Annotated in this window: 14 protein-coding genes; 5 read left to right on the forward strand and 9 right to left on the reverse strand. The window is 47.9% G+C overall.

What is annotated here, in order from left to right; translation table 11 throughout:
- Positions 1 to 78: 78 nt before the first annotated feature.
- Complete coding sequence (locus EOPP23_RS15280) at positions 79 to 900, forward strand: pyruvate, water dikinase regulatory protein (RefSeq protein ID WP_370514780.1); 822 nt, start codon at positions 79 to 81, stop codon at positions 898 to 900.
- Positions 901 to 923: 23 nt separating this feature from the next.
- Here EOPP23_RS15280 and EOPP23_RS15285 read toward each other — a convergent pair whose 3' ends face one another.
- The 7 genes from EOPP23_RS15285 to EOPP23_RS15315 all read right to left on the reverse strand — a co-directional run bounded on the left by EOPP23_RS15285 (position 924) and on the right by EOPP23_RS15315 (position 10,573).
- A complete protein-coding gene (locus EOPP23_RS15285; protein WP_153766861.1) occupies positions 924 to 2,243 on the reverse strand; it encodes a hypothetical protein in 1,320 nt (439 codons plus the stop codon).
- Positions 2,240 to 3,478 (reverse strand): hypothetical protein, encoded by a 1,239-nt coding sequence (locus EOPP23_RS15290; protein ID WP_153766862.1) that lies wholly within the window; start codon positions 3,476 to 3,478, stop codon positions 2,240 to 2,242. The genes EOPP23_RS15285 and EOPP23_RS15290 overlap by 4 nt, the downstream gene beginning before the upstream one ends.
- Before the next feature lie 239 nt (positions 3,479 to 3,717).
- Positions 3,718 to 4,902, reverse strand: coding sequence for a 2-methylaconitate cis-trans isomerase PrpF (gene prpF / locus EOPP23_RS15295; RefSeq protein WP_153766863.1), 1,185 nt, complete (start codon positions 4,900 to 4,902; stop codon positions 3,718 to 3,720).
- A gap of 134 nt (positions 4,903 to 5,036) precedes the next feature.
- Positions 5,037 to 7,637 carry a Fe/S-dependent 2-methylisocitrate dehydratase AcnD gene (gene acnD / locus EOPP23_RS15300; protein WP_153766864.1) on the reverse strand — a complete coding sequence of 867 codons (2,601 nt, stop codon included), beginning with the start codon at positions 7,635 to 7,637 and terminating at the stop codon, positions 5,037 to 5,039.
- Positions 7,638 to 7,813: 176 nt separating this feature from the next.
- Positions 7,814 to 8,941, reverse strand: a complete 1,128-nt coding sequence (prpC, locus tag EOPP23_RS15305) for a 2-methylcitrate synthase (protein WP_153766865.1) — start codon at positions 8,939 to 8,941, stop codon at positions 7,814 to 7,816.
- Positions 8,942 to 9,018: 77 nt separating this feature from the next.
- A complete protein-coding gene (locus EOPP23_RS15310; RefSeq protein ID WP_153766866.1) occupies positions 9,019 to 9,858 on the reverse strand; it encodes an oxaloacetate decarboxylase in 840 nt (279 codons plus the stop codon).
- A 58-nt stretch (positions 9,859 to 9,916) separates the two neighbouring features.
- Positions 9,917 to 10,573, reverse strand: coding sequence for a GntR family transcriptional regulator (locus EOPP23_RS15315; RefSeq protein ID WP_153766867.1), 657 nt, complete (start codon positions 10,571 to 10,573; stop codon positions 9,917 to 9,919).
- A gap of 260 nt (positions 10,574 to 10,833) precedes the next feature.
- On the opposite strand from EOPP23_RS15315, the gene pabB reads away from it, so the two are divergent.
- Both pabB and EOPP23_RS15325 read left to right on the forward strand, forming a co-directional pair.
- Positions 10,834 to 12,252 carry an aminodeoxychorismate synthase component I gene (pabB, locus tag EOPP23_RS15320; protein ID WP_153766868.1) on the forward strand — a complete coding sequence of 473 codons (1,419 nt, stop codon included), beginning with the start codon at positions 10,834 to 10,836 and terminating at the stop codon, positions 12,250 to 12,252.
- Positions 12,253 to 12,295: 43 nt separating this feature from the next.
- Positions 12,296 to 12,577, forward strand: a complete 282-nt coding sequence (locus EOPP23_RS15325; protein ID WP_153766869.1) for a hypothetical protein — start codon at positions 12,296 to 12,298, stop codon at positions 12,575 to 12,577.
- A gap of 143 nt (positions 12,578 to 12,720) precedes the next feature.
- Here EOPP23_RS15325 and cysB read toward each other — a convergent pair whose 3' ends face one another.
- On the reverse strand, positions 12,721 to 13,695 hold the full coding sequence (gene cysB / locus EOPP23_RS15330; RefSeq protein ID WP_153766870.1) for an HTH-type transcriptional regulator CysB: 975 nt from the start codon (positions 13,693 to 13,695) through the stop codon (positions 12,721 to 12,723).
- Positions 13,696 to 13,902: 207 nt separating this feature from the next.
- Between cysB and EOPP23_RS15335 the strand changes: the two genes are divergently transcribed.
- Both EOPP23_RS15335 and EOPP23_RS15340 read left to right on the forward strand, forming a co-directional pair.
- Positions 13,903 to 14,676: a sulfite exporter TauE/SafE family protein gene (locus EOPP23_RS15335; protein ID WP_153766871.1), complete on the forward strand. Its 774-nt coding sequence runs from the start codon at positions 13,903 to 13,905 to the stop codon at positions 14,674 to 14,676.
- Between the two features lie 243 nt (positions 14,677 to 14,919).
- Positions 14,920 to 15,993, forward strand: coding sequence for a 3-deoxy-7-phosphoheptulonate synthase (locus EOPP23_RS15340; RefSeq protein WP_153766872.1), 1,074 nt, complete (start codon positions 14,920 to 14,922; stop codon positions 15,991 to 15,993).
- Between the two features lie 63 nt (positions 15,994 to 16,056).
- On the opposite strand, the gene EOPP23_RS15345 is transcribed toward EOPP23_RS15340, so the two are convergent.
- Positions 16,057 to 16,521 carry a hypothetical protein gene (locus EOPP23_RS15345; RefSeq protein ID WP_153766873.1) on the reverse strand — a complete coding sequence of 155 codons (465 nt, stop codon included), beginning with the start codon at positions 16,519 to 16,521 and terminating at the stop codon, positions 16,057 to 16,059.
- Positions 16,522 to 16,696 lie beyond the last annotated feature (175 nt).

The following is a 16,696-nucleotide window of genomic DNA, read 5'->3' on the forward strand; positions in this document are numbered from 1 at the left end:
CAATTTATTAGGTCCGTGATTCAGCGGAATTAATATGTTAGATTTTGTGCGAAAATGATACACCCAAAGAGAGAAAAAGTGCAAAGAACTGTTTTTTTTGTTTCAGACGGAACCGGCATCACTGCCGAATCATTTGGCCAGAGCCTGCTGGCTCAGTTTGAAGGCTATGAATTTCAACACGTTACCTGTCCTTATATCGATTCTGCAGAGAAAACAGCAGAGATCATTGGGCAAATTCATAACACTCACAAACTTGAACAAATACAACCCATTGTATTTATGACCGTGCTGATTGATGAGGTGAGTGAAGCGCTTCATGGCAGTGGCGCCTACATCGTCGACCTGTTTCAGACTTTTCTGCCAGGACTTGAGCAACAATTGGGCGAGCACCCTCTGTATAAGCCCGGCAAGAAGCGCTCAACGACTCATAGCCACAGCTATCATCGCCGTATTGAAGCGGTTCAGTTTGCTCTGGATAATGATGATGGTGCCAGAACCCGTTACTATGATAAGGCTGACATCATTCTACTTGGGGCTTCACGCTCAGGCAAAACACCGACCTGTATTTACCTAGGACTTCAGTTTGGTATTTTTGCAGCTAACTATCCGATCACAGAAGAAGATTTTGAAGGCCGCCTGACACTGCCTGCACCATTAAAGCCTTTCCGGGACAAACTGTTTGGTCTGACCATTAACGCCAGTCGCCTGGCCGGTATTCGTCATGAGCGGCGACCTAATTCGAGGTACTCATCCAGTCAGCAATGCCAGTATGAAATTCAGACTATTGAGCAGCTTTATAGAAGGGAAAATGTTAAGTATCTGAGTACAACGGATTCATCCATCGAAGAGATCGCCACCAGAGTAATGTCTTTGACTGACCTTAAGCGGCGACTGAAATAGCTCCAGGCTGTTTAAATGGTCACTCAGCAACCGACGCCATTATAACGAACATCCGCTTCCTGAAAGTTCTCTACATCACTGGGGTAGAGCTCTCTGAAGCGGGTGTTTTTAATCCAGTCCCAGCCTTTCTGCATCGTACTATAAGGCATACTGTGACCGCGCTTTTCCTGACAAACCTTGACTCGATGAAAGCCCCGCCACTCCAGATAATTAATAAAGCTTTCACTGGTTGCAGCAAACTCTACCTTCGGCACAATATCTTTGCCCGGCGTTCCATAGGTGATAAAGGCGTTGTAATAATTTGCCGGTTGCTGACTGAAAGTGACTGCGTACCAGGGCAGCTGACCACCGGAATAGCTGGCTATGGAGGCGATATAATTAGAACGATAACGTCCCATCGCGGTACTCATAATCCCTCCGGCGCTGAAACCCATACTGTAAATTCGTCGTTCATTGATATCATAGAGCTGCTCGGAACAGGCCACTAACTGATCAGCAAGATAGAAGTCATTCTCCAACATGGCAGTCGCAGGATTCATGACATACCATGGCAAAGCTTCTGGTGCTCCCGCATGGGGAGCCACAATAATGCCACCTTCATCCATAATCTGCTGCATCACTGAACTACCGAGCACACGATAGATCTGCTCCCAGGTTTCATTGGAACCATGCCAGTAGAACACCAACGGTCCCTGCTCTCTTCTTGCGACTTCCGGATTCAGAAAGACACGCACATCCCGCCAGTAAAGCCAGCCATAGCGAATACTGTTGTCTTTGTTATTCTCGAATGCAGAGCATTCCCAGTATGGTTGTGGTAATTCGGGAGGCAATGAGTCATGGGCACTTTCAGAATCAACAACCTGAGCCTCTGCGTCCTTTTCTGAGGGTGTCCATACTTTTAAAAATCGGCGTACTTGTTCATCAGTCAGGCTATCGATATAACAGGTAATATTCAGTTCGCAGTAACGCTTAAAATCCTTTACCAGCTCGGACTGATGACTTTGCAATAGCAAATAACGTCGATCATCCTGAATAGCGGCAAGTTCAGTGATGATCAGTGCATTCAGTCTGATTTCATCACCCCGTGCAGAAAGCAGAATACTGGTCAGAGATTCAAGATCAGTGATACTGATCAGTTCTGGCTGACATTCATCCTGCCTGCTACACCAGGCATTTAACGCCAGCAGAACATCTGCTCTGGCATCTGAAAGCTTTTCCCGAGTGTATCCATCTTCAGTTTCACTCAATAGCTGATCAAATCGCTCAGACAACGCCTGAGGAACAGGGGCTGCAACAACACGACTGAAGAACAGAATAAGAAAAACCGTCAGTAAATGTCTCATTGCTCCAGCCTCCTGATATTCTCCTGCATGCAATTGTTATAGAGATCACCCGATTCCGGAAAATCCTGCAGCATAATATTGGACAGCTGCCCTGAAGCACGGGCCGCATTATGAAGATACTGAGCAAAGCCGGAACGATAACGAAGGGTATTATCAAGCTCCCACAGATTGGCAGGTGACGTACCCAGCACCATCAGCTTCATATCCGAGTCTCTGGATGTAAGCACCACCTGAGAAACATAGAACCGGTCATTACTGCGATAACGAATACCCTGTGCAAGCTTCTGTAATAAAGGATAAGGCTCATTCTGATCAAACCAGGGACTGCTCAGATTTTGCCCCCTCTGCCAGTTGCTGTAACCATTAGGCCAGGCGTTGGAGACAACGATCAGCTGCACCCCCTTCTCCTGAAAGTCACTGATTGGAGTCGAAGATGTCATATTGGAGGGGGCTATTTGCCCTGCAAAGTACTTATTCAGTAGAGTGTAGAGTTGATCGATGTCTTGCTGAGACATGCCAAGCAATTCCTGAATATCAAATATAACAACCTCTTTTGGGTGTTCATCCAGAAATCTTCGAATCTCATCCAGCATATCAGCAATGGTCGCACCAAGAAGACCGTGGGCTGTATATAGCGTTCCATTCACCATTCGGGCCCTGATATCGAGATAACGAATGCCGGATTTCAGCTGGTTATAGGTATTCAATGTTTGAGTGATCGACCAGGCCTTAACAATATCCTTTATCGGAAGTGCAAGAGCGTTACCGGCTATGTCAAAAATACCCTTCAGCGCTTCATCCATTTCAGGATCTAACCCTGAATAAGTCGAAATAGCGTAAGTCCCGCTATCATGGCTGCCGGGGATACAAATCTGATTCAGTGATAGATCCGAATCAGCCAGCAGATCGGTCATCCAAGAGGCAGAATTCGGTATTTGGCTGATATCCTCTGGCCTGGAAACAAGATTAATGCCGAAATTGGTATCATTGCGACCTGCCTGCTCAAGCCTGACTTCTATACCTCCCAAAAAAGCGGCATTTAATTTCTGGCGACTTTTCCAACTGCTCCAGTACTGAGCTTCATGAATAATAAGGCTCTCGCCTTCGATACTGTCTCTGCACCAGCTTTTCCCCCAGCCGAGATCATAGGGTGAGCCGCTGTCAGGAAAAACAACCTTGCCATTTTTTTCTATAGTGATCCCGATACTCGTGTTGCTGACCAGCGAACTGAACACTTTATAGAGATCATTCTTTACACAGAATTGATCACTACTTACAGCCCAGGAACTGAGAGAATGCATCAGACAAGAAGACAGAAGCAGGAGTAGATATAACCTCATGATCAGGACTCATAAAGAAGGGAAACCTGAGGGCTATATCGGCTGAGATAAGGGACTAATAATAAGAAACTGTTTAAAAATCATCTAAGAAGAGTGGTTAAAAGGCGTTACTTTTAACCACTTGCGAGAAATAACTACTGATTCAGTGCATCACCGGGAATTCTCACCCAGCCTTCCATCAGCACACGGGCACTGCGGGACATAATGGCTTTAGTCGCCGCCCAGTCACCGTCCACCAGCTTGGCTTCAGCACCCACTTTCAGAGTGCCTGAAGGATGGCCAAAGGTAACTGCCGAACGTGAACCTCCTCCAGCAGCCAGATTAACCAATGTTCCCGGAATCGCTGCAGCCGTACCGATAGCAACCGCGGCGGTTCCCATCATGGCATGATGCAGCTTTCCCATAGACAAGGCACGAACCAGCAGATCAATATCCGCTGACTGAACCTCTTTACCGCTGGAAGAAACATAGTCCTTTGGCCTGGCAACAAAAGCGACTTTCGGCGTATGCTGACGGGCTGCTGCCTCAGAAATATCCTGAATCAATCCCATCTTCACAGCACCATAGGCACGAATGGTTTCAAACTTCGTCAGTGCTTCCGCATCACCATTAATGGCTTCCTGCAACTCAGCACCGGTATAACCGATCTCTTCAGCGTTCAGGAAAATGGTAGGAATACCGGCATTGATCATGCTGGCATTCAGAGTGCCAACTCCCGGCACTTCCAGATCATCAACAAGGTTTCCGGTAGGAAACATGGAGCCTTCACCGTCAGACGGATCCATAAACTCGACTTCAACTTCCGCCGCCGGAAAAGTCACACCGTCCAGCTCAAAATCGCCGGTTTCCTGAACTTCACCATGGGTTATGGGAATATGAGCAACGATGGTTTTTTTGATATTAGCCTGCCAGATACGAACAGTACAGAGCCCATTCTCCGGAATACGGCTTTGATCAACCAGACCTTTACTGATAGCAAAAGCACCCACTGCAGCCGTCAGGTTTCCGCAGTTACCGCTCCAGTCTACAAAGGGACGATCAATGGCTACCTGGCCAAACAGATAATCGACATCGTGATCAGGCTGTTCGGATTTGGAAAGAATCACGGTTTTACTGGTACTTGAGGTTGCTCCGCCCATACCATCGGTTTGCTTACCGTACGGATCAGGACTGCCAATAATCCTCAGCAGCAAATCATCTCGAACTTTACCCGCTACCTGCGCAGCTTCCGGCAGATCAGTCAGGCTGAAAAACATACCTTTACTGGTGCCACCACGCATATAGGTCGCTGGTATTTTAATTTGTGGAGCATGAGCCATGGCTACAACCTTCCTTAATTCGTTTTGATTGTGGAATGTAGGTTGGGTTAGAGCAAAGCTCGTAACCCAACAAGGCTGAAAAACAAGTGTTGGGCTTTATTACATTCAGCCCAACCTACCTTTAGCGGTTTGACTCAAGAGTTTGATTCAAGAAAGTCTTTCGCAAAACGCTGCAGTACACCACCAGCTTCGTAAACAGACACTTCTTCAGCGGTATCCAGACGACAGGTCACAGGCACTTCAACAGTTTCACCGTTCTGACGATGAACCAACAGCGCCAGAGTCGCACCCGGAGTCCATTCGCCCAAAACATCGTAGGTTTCAGTACCGTCCAGCTCCAGGGTCTTACGGGTGGTGCCCGCTTTAAATTCCAGCGGCAATACACCCATACCCACCAGGTTGGTTCTGTGAATGCGTTCGAAGCCTTCAGCAACAATCACTTCAACACCCGCCAGTCGCACACCTTTGGCTGCCCAGTCACGGGAAGAACCCTGACCATAGTCAGCACCGGCGATGATAATAAGCGGCTGCTTTCGTTCCATATAGGTTTCGATAGCTTCCCACATACGGGTTACCTTGCCTTCCGGCTCAACACGAGCCAGAGAGCCCTGCACTACTTCACCGTTTTCCTGAACCATTTCATTCAACAGCTTAGGGTTAGCAAAGGTTGCACGCTGTGCGGTCAGGTGATCACCACGGTGGGTGGCATAGGAGTTGAAATCAACTTCCGGAACACCCATTTTGTGCAGATAAGCACCCGCAGCACTGTCCATCATAATGGCATTGGAGGGCGACAGGTGATCAGTAGTGATATTGTCACCCAGTACTGCCAGAGGACGCATACCTTTCATGGTACGTTCACCGGCCAGCGCACCTTCCCAGTAAGGAGGTCGACGAATATAAGTACTTTGTGCGCGCCAGTCGTACAGTGGACTTTCAGCTTCCACTCGTTGACCGAGATCAAACATCGGAATGTAGACTTCGTTAAACTGCTCAGGCTTAACACTGTCAGCAACGATAGCATCAATCTCTTCATCGCTGGGCCAGATGTCTTTCAGTGTTACTGCATTGCCGTCTTTATCTGTACCCAGTATGTCTTTTTCAATATCAAAACGCATGGTACCGGCAATAGCATAGGCTACAACCAACGGCGGTGAAGCAAGGAATGCCTGCTTGGCGAACGGATGAATTCGTCCGTCAAAATTACGGTTACCGGACAATACCGCCGTAGTATAAAGATCACGTTCAGTGACTTCTTTCTGAATCTCAGGATCCAGTGCGCCACTCATACCGTTACAGGTGGTGCAGGCATAACCGACAATACCAAAGCCCATTTTTTCCAGCTCTGGCAGCAAACCGGATTCTTCAAGATAGAGCTTGGCTACTTTGGAGCCTGGCGCAAAAGAAGATTTCACCCATGGCTTGCGAAGTAAACCCAGCTCGTTAGCCTTACGGGCAACAAGACCGGCAGCAACCACGTTACGAGGGTTACTGGTATTAGTGCAGGAAGTGATGGCAGCGATAATAACTGCGCCATCCGGCATTTTGCCTTCTGCTTCTTCGGCTTGTGCCTTGTCCAGATCAACCGCAATACCGCGCTCAGCCAGGTCAGCTGTAGGCAAACGACGATGTGGGTTTGATGGACCTGCCATGTTGCGGCATACAGAGGACAGATCAAATGTCAGAACACGTTCGTATTCAGCGGCCTTTAAATTGTCAGCCCAGAGACCGGTTTCCCTGGCGTACTGTTCAACCAGAGTTACCTGCTCAGGCTCACGGCCGGTCAGCTTCAGATAATCAATGGTCTGTTCGTCGATATAAAACATACCGGCAGAAGCACCGAATTCTGGTGTCATATTGGAAATAGTGGCACGGTCACCGATGGTCAGATTGGCTGCACCTTCACCAAAGAATTCCAGATAGGAAGAAACAACACGTTCATTACGCAGGAATTCAGTAATAGCCAGTACGATATCGGTGGCTGTAATACCAGGCTGACGCTTGCCCGTCAGTTCTACACCAATAATGTTCGGCAGACGCATCATGGAAGGACGACCGAGCATAACGGTTTCCGCTTCCAGGCCACCAACACCGATTGCAATAACACCCAGTGCATCAACGTGCGGTGTGTGACTGTCAGTACCAACACAGGTATCAGGATAAGCAACGCCGTCACGAGCCTGAATCACCGGAGACATTTTCTCCAGGTTGATCTGGTGCATGATGCCGTTACCGGCAGGAATGACATCGATGTTTTCAAAAGCGGTTTTGGTCCACTCGATAAAGTGAAAACGGTCTTCGTTACGACGGTCTTCAATGGCACGGTTTTTATCAAAGGCTTCAGCATCAAAACCACCGTGTTCCACAGCCAGAGAGTGGTCAACAATCAACTGGGTTGGCACAACCGGGTTAACCTTGGAAGGGTCACCACCTTCATCAGCGATGGCATCACGAAGACCGGCCAGATCAACCAGTGCGGTTTGGCCGAGAATGTCGTGACAAACAACACGAGCCGGATACCAGGGAAAATCCAGGTCCCGCTTGCGTTCAATAATCTGTTTCAAGGAATCAGTCAGCGCTTCAGGCTCACAGCGACGAACCAGCTGTTCAGCCAGTACACGTGAGGTGTAAGGCAGTTTTTCATAAGATCCGGGCTGGATTGCTTCGACTGCTGCGCGGGTGTCGAAATAATCCAGTTGAGTGCCCGGTAGAGTTTTGCGGTATGCAGTATTCATGACTTCGCAATCCATCAACTTCATGATTGTTTGAATCAGATCGAGTGATCTGATTATTTTATTATTATTTTCTTCGCTGACTGGGCCAGTCACTCTTGCTTAAAAAACGTTTAAAAGAATGCTTAAAGAACGTTTAAAAAAGTGACCAGCCCAGTGAACAACTATTTCAATCGAGCTTACGCACGATCTTCAATAGCAACCCACTCAGCGGTTTCAGGACCGGTGTAATCCGCAGAAGGACGGATGATACGGTTGTTGGCACGCTGCTCCATGACGTGAGCAGTCCAGCCGGATACACGGGAACATACAAAGATCGGTGTAAACAGCTTGGTAGGAATGTCCATAAAGTTGTAAGCAGACGCATGGAAGAAGTCAGCGTTACAGAACAGTTTCTTCTCGCGCCACATAACGGCTTCAACACGCTCGGAAACCGCATACAGGTGTGTGTCGCCTACCTGCTTGGCCAGCTTCTGCGACCATTCCTTGATGATGGCGTTACGTGGATCGGACTCACGGTAGATCGCGTGACCGAAGCCCATGATCTTGTCCTTGCGAGCCAGCATACCCATGATCGCTTCTTCCGCTTCATCGGCACTCTGCCACTGCTGAATCATGTCCATAGCGGCTTCGTTAGCGCCACCGTGCAGAGGTCCACGCAGGGAACCGATAGCGCCGGTAACACAACTGTGGATGTCAGACAGGGTAGAAGCACATACACGACCAGTGAAAGTTGATGCATTGAACTCGTGCTCGGCGTACAGAACGAGAGACGCATGCATTACTTTAACGTGCAGTGGTTCAGGCTTTTTGTTATGCAGGGTCCACAGGAACTGTTCGGCAATAGAGTCAGCTCCGGTTTCGGTTTCAACACGAACACCGTTGTGGCTGAAGTTATACCAGTAGTTGATGATGCCAGGGAAGATGGCCAGCATGCGGTCAATGTGATCCAGTTGCTCTGAGAAATCACCTTCAGTTTCCAGATTACCCAACATGGAACAACCGGTACGCATAACATCCATAGGATGTGCAGTAGCCGGAATCTGCTCCAGAACTGTTTTCAAGGCAGCTGGAAGTGCACGCATGCCTTTCAGACGAGTTTTGTAAGCAGTCAGTTCAGATTGATTTGGCAGTTTTCCGTATAACAACAGATGAGCCACTTCTTCAAACTCAGCGTTAGCCGCCAGCTCTTTGATATCGTAACCACGATAGGTCAAACCAGAACCGGTTTGACCTACAGTGCACAATGCAGTTTCGCCTGCAGATTGACCACGAAGGCCTGCGCCACTCAGCTTTTTCTCAGCCATGATAGTTCTCCGTTTTATTCTTTTATGAAAACAAACTATGGGTTTGAATCAGATTAATAACCGACGATCATCGTTTATTACGGGTTCAGGAATTCCTGTGTTTTAACCAGCGCTTCACGCTCCTGAAATGTCATCATGCCGTCGGCAATAGCACCACTGTTTCCATCACGCTTGATAACACCCAGCACTTCACGCATCGCTGTCACTGCTGCACGCTGAAGGTCGGATGGAATGATAATCAGCTGATACCCCATGGCCTTCAGATCTTCCGTCGGTACCAGTGGAGTCTTACCGCTGTAGAACATATTAATCAGCTTTGGACCCGGCGCTTGTCGGGCAATTTCTTCAATCTGCTCGATAGTCTGAGGTGCTTCTACAAACAGCATATCGGCGCCTGCTTCAACATACGCCTTTGCACGTTCAATTGCATCGTCAAAACCGGTTACTGCAATAGCATCAGTACGGGCAATCACCGTCATGTTGCCAGCGTACTTAGCCGCGACAGAGACCTTCTTGCACATTTCTTCCAGTGACACCAGAGACTTACCATCCAGGTGACCGCAGCGCTTGGGGAATTCTTGATCTTCAATATGGAAACCGCAAACGCCTGCACCTTTATATAGCTCAACCGTGCGCTTAACGTTCACTTCATTACCAAAACCGGTATCAGCGTCAGCAATTACCGGCAGAGAAGTGGCATCACAGATTTGACGGTAGCGATCAACAACTTCGGTCAAAGTCAGCAGGCCGATATCCGGCACACCGGTAGAACGGGCAATTGCTCCACCACTGCCGTACAGAGCAGAGAAACCGGCTTCTTCACCCAGACGAGCCGAGATGCCGTCATAAACGCCCGGTGCTGTTACGATTCCTTCTTTGGCAATCAGGCGATTGAGAGCATTGTCTTTATCACTCATATCACGTCCTCTTTTGTTGTTCTTTTATATAGTGTGTACGTTAGTGGCTCCGCCAGCATTACGCTGACGAAGCTTCAATAAACTGTTCGATTTCCCGTCGTGCCTTGCCGATATGTCGACGCATCAGCATCTCGGCAAGATCAGCATCTCTATCCTTGAGTGCTTTCAGAATCATTTGATGTTCAAACAGCGCCTGTTCAGGTCGCTTACTGCTTTCAGACGATTTTCGATACATCTGAATCAGATGATAGAGCTCATCACAGAGTGAACGGACCAACCGCTGGTTATGAGAGCCTTTAATGATTCGATAGTGAAAGTCGTAATCACCCTGCTGGTCAAAATAGACCTGACCTTTATTTTCTTTTATATAGGTAGCGTGGGAATCCAAAAGTGCCTCGAGCTCCTGCAACTCGTGGTCGGACATGTTTTTTGCGGCGAGTCGAGCTGCCATTCCTTCCAGTGCTTCTCGAACAGCGAAAATTTCAACCAGTTCACTTTGACTCAGGGTAACAACTCTGGCGCCTACATGGGGTGCCCTGACTACCAACCCCATACCTTCCAGCCTGAGAATAGCTTCACGCAGAGGGCCACGACCAATACCGTAGCGGCGAGACAGCTCAGGTTCAGATACACGACTTCCTTCAGGTAAATCACCGGAAGTGATATCCCTGATCAATATGTCTGCCACTTCCTGAGCTTGTGTACCGATTTTCATTATTGACACAGTTCAGTCCCACTCAAACATTGTCTACAGTTTCTATCTTTCGAGACACTTTATACACTAATGAGTAAGTCTTACTCAACATATTGTTAACAATCCTGACTTAAACTTTAGTAGAAGCACCTGACACCTGCTTTGGAAAATCGGAAAAGAGCAGAAAGTTAAACCAGTTACCTGCAGTTAAATCTCTGCTTCGGATAGCACTGCCAAGGCTCTATAGGTAGAATTGCGCACAGTAGTAGTCGGAGCCATTTATGCCCTCATCGTCAGCCCTCTTCATCGTTGAACTGGACTATCAGGCTGATTCCAGCCTTTATTTCGAACCCTTTGCAAATGATGCATGGGCCTGCTTTCTGGACAGCAGCTCAGCTGCGTTTAACGAAGAACAGCATAACCGCTTCGATATCATCACTGCCCAGCCCTGGGCAGACGTCTCTGTATACGAAAACAGCCGCATAATTGTTAACAATCATTCAAATGGACACATTCAGGAATTTAACCAGGCATCACCTTTTTCTGTGGTTGACCAGCTTCTGAATACCATGACAACAGTTTCCGATGAAGACCTGCCTTTCACTGGAGGTGCTTTGGGTTTCTGGGGATATGAACTGGTCGGCCTGCTCGAGCCATCACGCATTCAAGCAAGAGGGCAAGAGCTCCCATTAATGGGGGTGGGCCTTTATCACTGGGCATTAATCAGTGATCATCAGGAGAAAAGAAGCTGTGTGGTTTTTCATCCTGATATCAGTGCTGATCAGCAACAGGAAATACTGAAAAAACTCGATATTACCCGTACTGTTGAAGCTGAACATTTCCAGCTGACATCACCTTTCACTACATCTATCAATGAAGATGAATACAGTGAAGTTTTTGATCGCGTACAGGATTATATTCTTGCCGGAGACACCTATGAGGTAAATCTCACCCAGGAGTTCACCGCAAAATATTCTGGATCAAGCTGGTCTGCCTACAAGCATTTGCGCACAGTCAGTCCCGCGCCCTACTCGGCCTTCATTAATCATCCTGATATTACGATTCTCAGTCATTCACCGGAACGGTTTATAAAAGTTGCTGACAGGAAGGTAGAAACACACCCTATCAAGGGCACTCGACCGCGAGGTGTAACGCCGGAAGAAGACCAATCTCTGGCTGAAGAACTGCTCAGCAGTCAAAAGGATCAGGCAGAAAACCTGATGATTGTTGATCTGCTTCGTAATGACCTGGGCAGGGTTTGCAAAACCGGCTCTATAGAAGTACCAAGACTGTTTGGACTTGAGAGTTACGCCAACGTCCATCATATGGTCAGCACAGTGACAGGTGAACTGGCTGATGATCATAGCTTACTGGAACTGATGGAAAGCGCATTTCCAGGGGGGTCGGTAACAGGTGCTCCGAAAATTCGCTCGATGGAAATCATTCGTGAACTGGAAGCCTCTGCCCGCAGTGTTTATTGTGGCTCCATTGGCTATATAAGCTGCAATGGCAATATGGATACCAGTATTACCATCAGAACCATTGTCGCCAACGACAATACCCTGCACTGCTGGGGTGGCGGTGCTATTGTTGCCGACTCAGACTGTCATCAGGAATATCAGGAATCCATCACCAAGGTTAAAAACCTGATGCGTGGACTGGAGCAATTTGCACTGACCGCAACTGACTCAAACTGCTAGAATTTTTTCCAACAGAAAAACAATCAACATAAGGGGAAACACCATGCGCATTACTATGGTTAAAAAAGAACTGGCGGATGGCAGCCCATGCAAGAAATGCCGGGAAGTTCAGGAGAGACTGGATAAAGCCGGTCAGATGCAGTTTATCGATAAGGTAGTTGTTGCCAAAGAAAGCGATCCTACTAGTGAAGGCTCACTACTGGCTGACTTTTACAATGCTGATAAAGCGCCGTTTTTTATCGTTGAGGAAGAAGGCCAAGAGACAAGAATATTTACTATTTACTTTAAGCTGGTGAAAGAAGTATTCAACGCTCTACCCGCCTGAGAAGATAACTGTATTTTATCCCAGGTTCTTCTGAACACAGCCATTTTCCGTCACCTCGATCTGGTGGTGACGGAAAAAGCTGAATATCGCTACTGACAGAAAACTCTAAAAAGCACAAAAACACTATTCAAAAAGGCAGACGATCAACGATCTGGCAGCTGCACTCCGGAAAAGAGCTCATCCACTTCCAGCTTGTTATGGCGGGAAATCGCGTCCTGAACCACGTCCTTAGTCAGGTGTGGCGCAAACTGTTGAATAAAGTCATACATAAAGCCACGGATGAATGTACCCCTGCGGAAACCAATTTTCGTTACGCTTGGTTCAAACAGATGATCCGCATTCAAAGCGACTAAGTCAGAATCAGTATCAGGGTCATAAGCCATTTTGGCGATGATACCGACCCCAAGGTTAAGCCTGACATAAGTCTTAATCACGTCAGCGTCGGTTGCAGTGAACACAACTCTGGGTGAAAGACCTTCGTTCATAAAGGCTTCATCCAGTTTTGAACGACCCGTAAAACCGAATACGTATGTCACCAGAGGGAAACGAGCAACATGCTGCAGAGTCAGTTCAGAAACTTGCGCCAGAGGGTGATCTTTCGGCACCAGGATACAACGGTTCCAACGATAGCAAGGCATCATCACCAGATCGTTGAAAAGTTCCAGAGCTTCCGTAGCGATGGCGAAATCAACGGTTCCGTCAGCCGCCATTTCAGCAATCTGAATAGGCGTCCCCTGATGCATATGGAGCGATACATCCGGGTACTGGCTGATAAAATTGTCGATGATATTCGGCAACGCATAGCGAGCCTGAGTATGTGTCGTCGCAATAGAAAGACTGCCTTTGCGTTCATCACTGAACTCCTGGGCAACCTGCTTAATGCTTTCAACCTTACGGAGAATTTCACCGGCCGTTTCTATAATTTTTTCACCGGCAGGTGTTATGCGGGTAAGGTGTTTACCGCTTCGGGCAAAGACTTCTACACCCAGCTCATCTTCAAGCAGTCGAATCTGCTTACTGATGCCAGGCTGGGAAGTATAAAGACTCTGCGCTGTGGCTGAAACGTTGAGGTCATGGTGTGCGACCTCCCAGATATAGCGCAGCTGTTGCAGCTTCATTGATGGCCTCCGGTCAAGCTAACTTCTTTATTACCCGTAGCGTGAGGTAGAGAAATATGAGCATTCTTAGTTCTAAGTGGCATAAGAGAATGCCATTTAATTACTTCCAAGAATACAAGCCGGTCGCTACAGTTACCAGCAAATCATCTGGTTTTTATCATGATTTCAAACATCGCCTGAGCTACTTATAACTTTAGACCATAATTCATGGACACATTGCTCTACATATTTGCGGGTGCCGGCGTGGGTTTTGCCGTCGGCCTGACCGGTATCGGAGGCGGATCTCTGATGACGCCGCTGCTGTTACTTTTCGGATTCCCTGCCTACGTGGCTATCGGAACCGATCTCATGTACGCAGCACTGACCAAGGTCAGTGGCGTCGTCATCCATCACCGGCAAAAAAGCGTCGACTGGCCTCTGGTTCGACTGCTCTGCATCGGCAGCATACCCGCTACCGTTGCGACGATATTTCTTTTGAAGTATCTGTTTACCGAGAGCGATCATTATAGCCCGATCTTAACCAGCTGCCTTGGTTTTATGCTGACTTTAACGGCACTGGTACTGCTATTCAGTAACAAGCTGAAGAAGCTGCAGAAACATAAAGTGCGCCCGGCAGGCCCTTCAAAACAGTTGTCGATATTTACCATTGCCATGGGAGCGGTGCTCGGAACTCTGGTAACTTTGTCATCCGTAGGTGCTGGCGCACTAGGCACAGCTGTATTGCTACTCATATACCCGGCACTGACTTCAGTAAGAGTGGTCGGCACAGAACTGGCTCACGCTGTTCCTCTAACATTAGTGGCGGGTATAGGACATATCTGGCTTGGCAATGTTGATTTCAGCCTGCTTGGCTCCCTGATGATAGGCTCACTTCCTGCTATTTATCTGGGAACTAAAATAGGCCGACACTTGCCTGAGAATATTATGAGGATGGTTCTGGCAGCTATTCTGCTGTTTCTGGGCATTCGTTACCTGACGTGAATACATCTGCTCTCCTCTCACAGGTATCGGAAGAGGAAAGCAGTACAGAAAAAATAGAGTAAATATACAGATACCCCTTTCGGAGGTTGCAGGCACAGGCAGCCTTGATTAGAGTGTGAAACGTCGTGAACAGCTGCAACCCACAAGGTTAGCAATTACGGCGGCCGTAGCTCCTATTTAAAAGCCACGGCAAGCCCCGCCAGGGAGAATATTAGATTGAGATTGCGATAAAGAGTCCAAAAAATGGCCGTATTACCAATAGAAAACCTGAACATTGAATCCCAGGACGTACTGGTTACTCCTGAGAGACTGAAGCAGGAAATCCCATTGAGCAAAGCCGCTGCCCAGACTGTGTCTGAAGGCCGCGAGGTTATTCGCAATATTCTGGATGGCAAGGATCACCGACTGTTTGTCGTTGTAGGCCCATGCTCTATTCATGATGTCGATGCCGCAATGGATTATGCCCGTCGTCTAAAGAAACTGGCTGACGAGCTAAGCGACACCCTCTATCTGGTTATGCGGGTCTATTTTGAGAAGCCAAGAACCACCGTTGGCTGGAAAGGTCTGATTAACGACCCGCATCTGAACGACTCGTTCAAGATTGAAGAAGGTCTGCACATCGGCCGTCGTCTGCTGATGGACGTTGCCGAACTGGGCATTTCTTCTTCTACTGAAGCTCTGGACCCAATTTCTCCTCAGTACCTGCAGGATCTTGTGGCCTGGTCTGCCATCGGTGCCCGTACCACAGAATCCCAGACTCACCGTGAAATGGCCTCCGGCCTTTCTTCTGCGGTAGGTTTCAAAAACGGTACTGACGGTGGACTGGAAGTAGTGATTAATGCACTCAACTCGGTCTCAAAGCCACACCGTTTCCTGGGTATTGATAGTAACGGTCAGGTTGCTGTGACACGTACCAAGGGCAACCCTTACGGCCATGCAGTACTGCGTGGTGGTAACGGCAAGCCTAACTATGACTCGGTCAGCGTTCGTATCTGCGAACAGGAATTGGAGGCAGCAGGCATCAAGCCGAACATTATGATTGACTGCTCACACGCTAACTCCAATAAAGACCCTTCTTTACAACCACTGGTTCTTGAGAATGTCAGCAACCAGATTCTGGAAGGCAACAAATCCATTGTTGGCCTGATGGTCGAAAGTAATATTGGCTGGGGTGCACAAAAAGTGCCTGCCGATCTGAACGATCTGAAATACGGCGTATCCATTACCGATGCCTGCATCGATTGGGAAACTACTGAAAAGACGCTGCGTGATATGAGAACCAAGTTGAAAGATGTTCTGCCAGCCAGAGTGAGCTAATCAGTTTCCAATGAGTCTCAACAAGGCGTAGCTTTCGGGTTACGCCTTTTTTATTTCCTTCCTTTAACCAAACAGGTCAATCTGACCGCTTTCATCCAGCAACTCAGACTCATCCGAAGATATTTCCGGAAGCATCAGGGCCATCTGTGATTCAGGCACTTCCTGCTCACTTTCCTCTACCATAGAGTGAAGCTTTCGATCCTTCGGCATATTACTGATACGACGATCCAGAATGGCAGAGCAGATCGGACAGGCGTCGACAAGCAAAGCATTGGTTAATACTTCATACTCGTAGGCTCCGTGTATGACTTCGGTACACAGAGTACGATCGGCTCGTGACTCAATATCCAAGTTGGCTTCAACCAGATGGTGATGCTCAGTGCCGCATGGGGAGATAATATGAGTGACGAAGTAGTTAGACAGTATGGCTTGCTTGTATCGTTTCACGAGTCCCTTGTCTGGAAATAATTCCGCTGTTACCGGGGTAGAAAAGGCGGGAAACAATACACGATTTTGGCCGTTAGTCATACTGGCATCATGGGCAATTAGGTAAAAATACGCTACAACCCGATGCGTATAGCGACTTCTTAGTAATGACTTTTTAAAAGTCACACCATAAAAGTCGCTTATAAAAGTTACTGCGGCTGATTTAAACTGACAGACGCAGGCCGAATAATTATTATCATCACTTATTACATAAGTT

This window comes from Endozoicomonas sp. OPT23, assembly GCF_009653635.1.
Lineage (GTDB): Bacteria > Pseudomonadota > Gammaproteobacteria > Pseudomonadales > Endozoicomonadaceae > Endozoicomonas_A.

Coding starts and splice junctions, on each gene's coding strand:
- EOPP23_RS15285 (WP_153766861.1), bottom strand. CDS start 2,243: ATGAGACATTTACTGACGGTTTTTCTTATTCTGTTCTTCAGTCGTGTT.
- prpF (WP_153766863.1), bottom strand. CDS start 4,902: ATGGCTCATGCTCCACAAATTAAAATACCAGCGACCTATATGCGTGGT.
- acnD (WP_153766864.1), bottom strand. CDS start 7,637: ATGAATACTGCATACCGCAAAACTCTACCGGGCACTCAACTGGATTAT.
- prpC (WP_153766865.1), bottom strand. CDS start 8,941: ATGGCTGAGAAAAAGCTGAGTGGCGCAGGCCTTCGTGGTCAATCTGCA.
- EOPP23_RS15310 (WP_153766866.1), bottom strand. CDS start 9,858: ATGAGTGATAAAGACAATGCTCTCAATCGCCTGATTGCCAAAGAAGGA.
- EOPP23_RS15315 (WP_153766867.1), bottom strand. CDS start 10,573: ATGAAAATCGGTACACAAGCTCAGGAAGTGGCAGACATATTGATCAGG.
- pabB (WP_153766868.1), top strand. CDS start 10,834: ATGCCCTCATCGTCAGCCCTCTTCATCGTTGAACTGGACTATCAGGCT.
- EOPP23_RS15325 (WP_153766869.1), top strand. CDS start 12,296: ATGCGCATTACTATGGTTAAAAAAGAACTGGCGGATGGCAGCCCATGC.
- cysB (WP_153766870.1), bottom strand. CDS start 13,695: ATGAAGCTGCAACAGCTGCGCTATATCTGGGAGGTCGCACACCATGAC.
- EOPP23_RS15335 (WP_153766871.1), top strand. CDS start 13,903: ATGGACACATTGCTCTACATATTTGCGGGTGCCGGCGTGGGTTTTGCC.
- EOPP23_RS15340 (WP_153766872.1), top strand. CDS start 14,920: ATGGCCGTATTACCAATAGAAAACCTGAACATTGAATCCCAGGACGTA.
- EOPP23_RS15345 (WP_153766873.1), bottom strand. CDS start 16,521: ATGACTAACGGCCAAAATCGTGTATTGTTTCCCGCCTTTTCTACCCCG.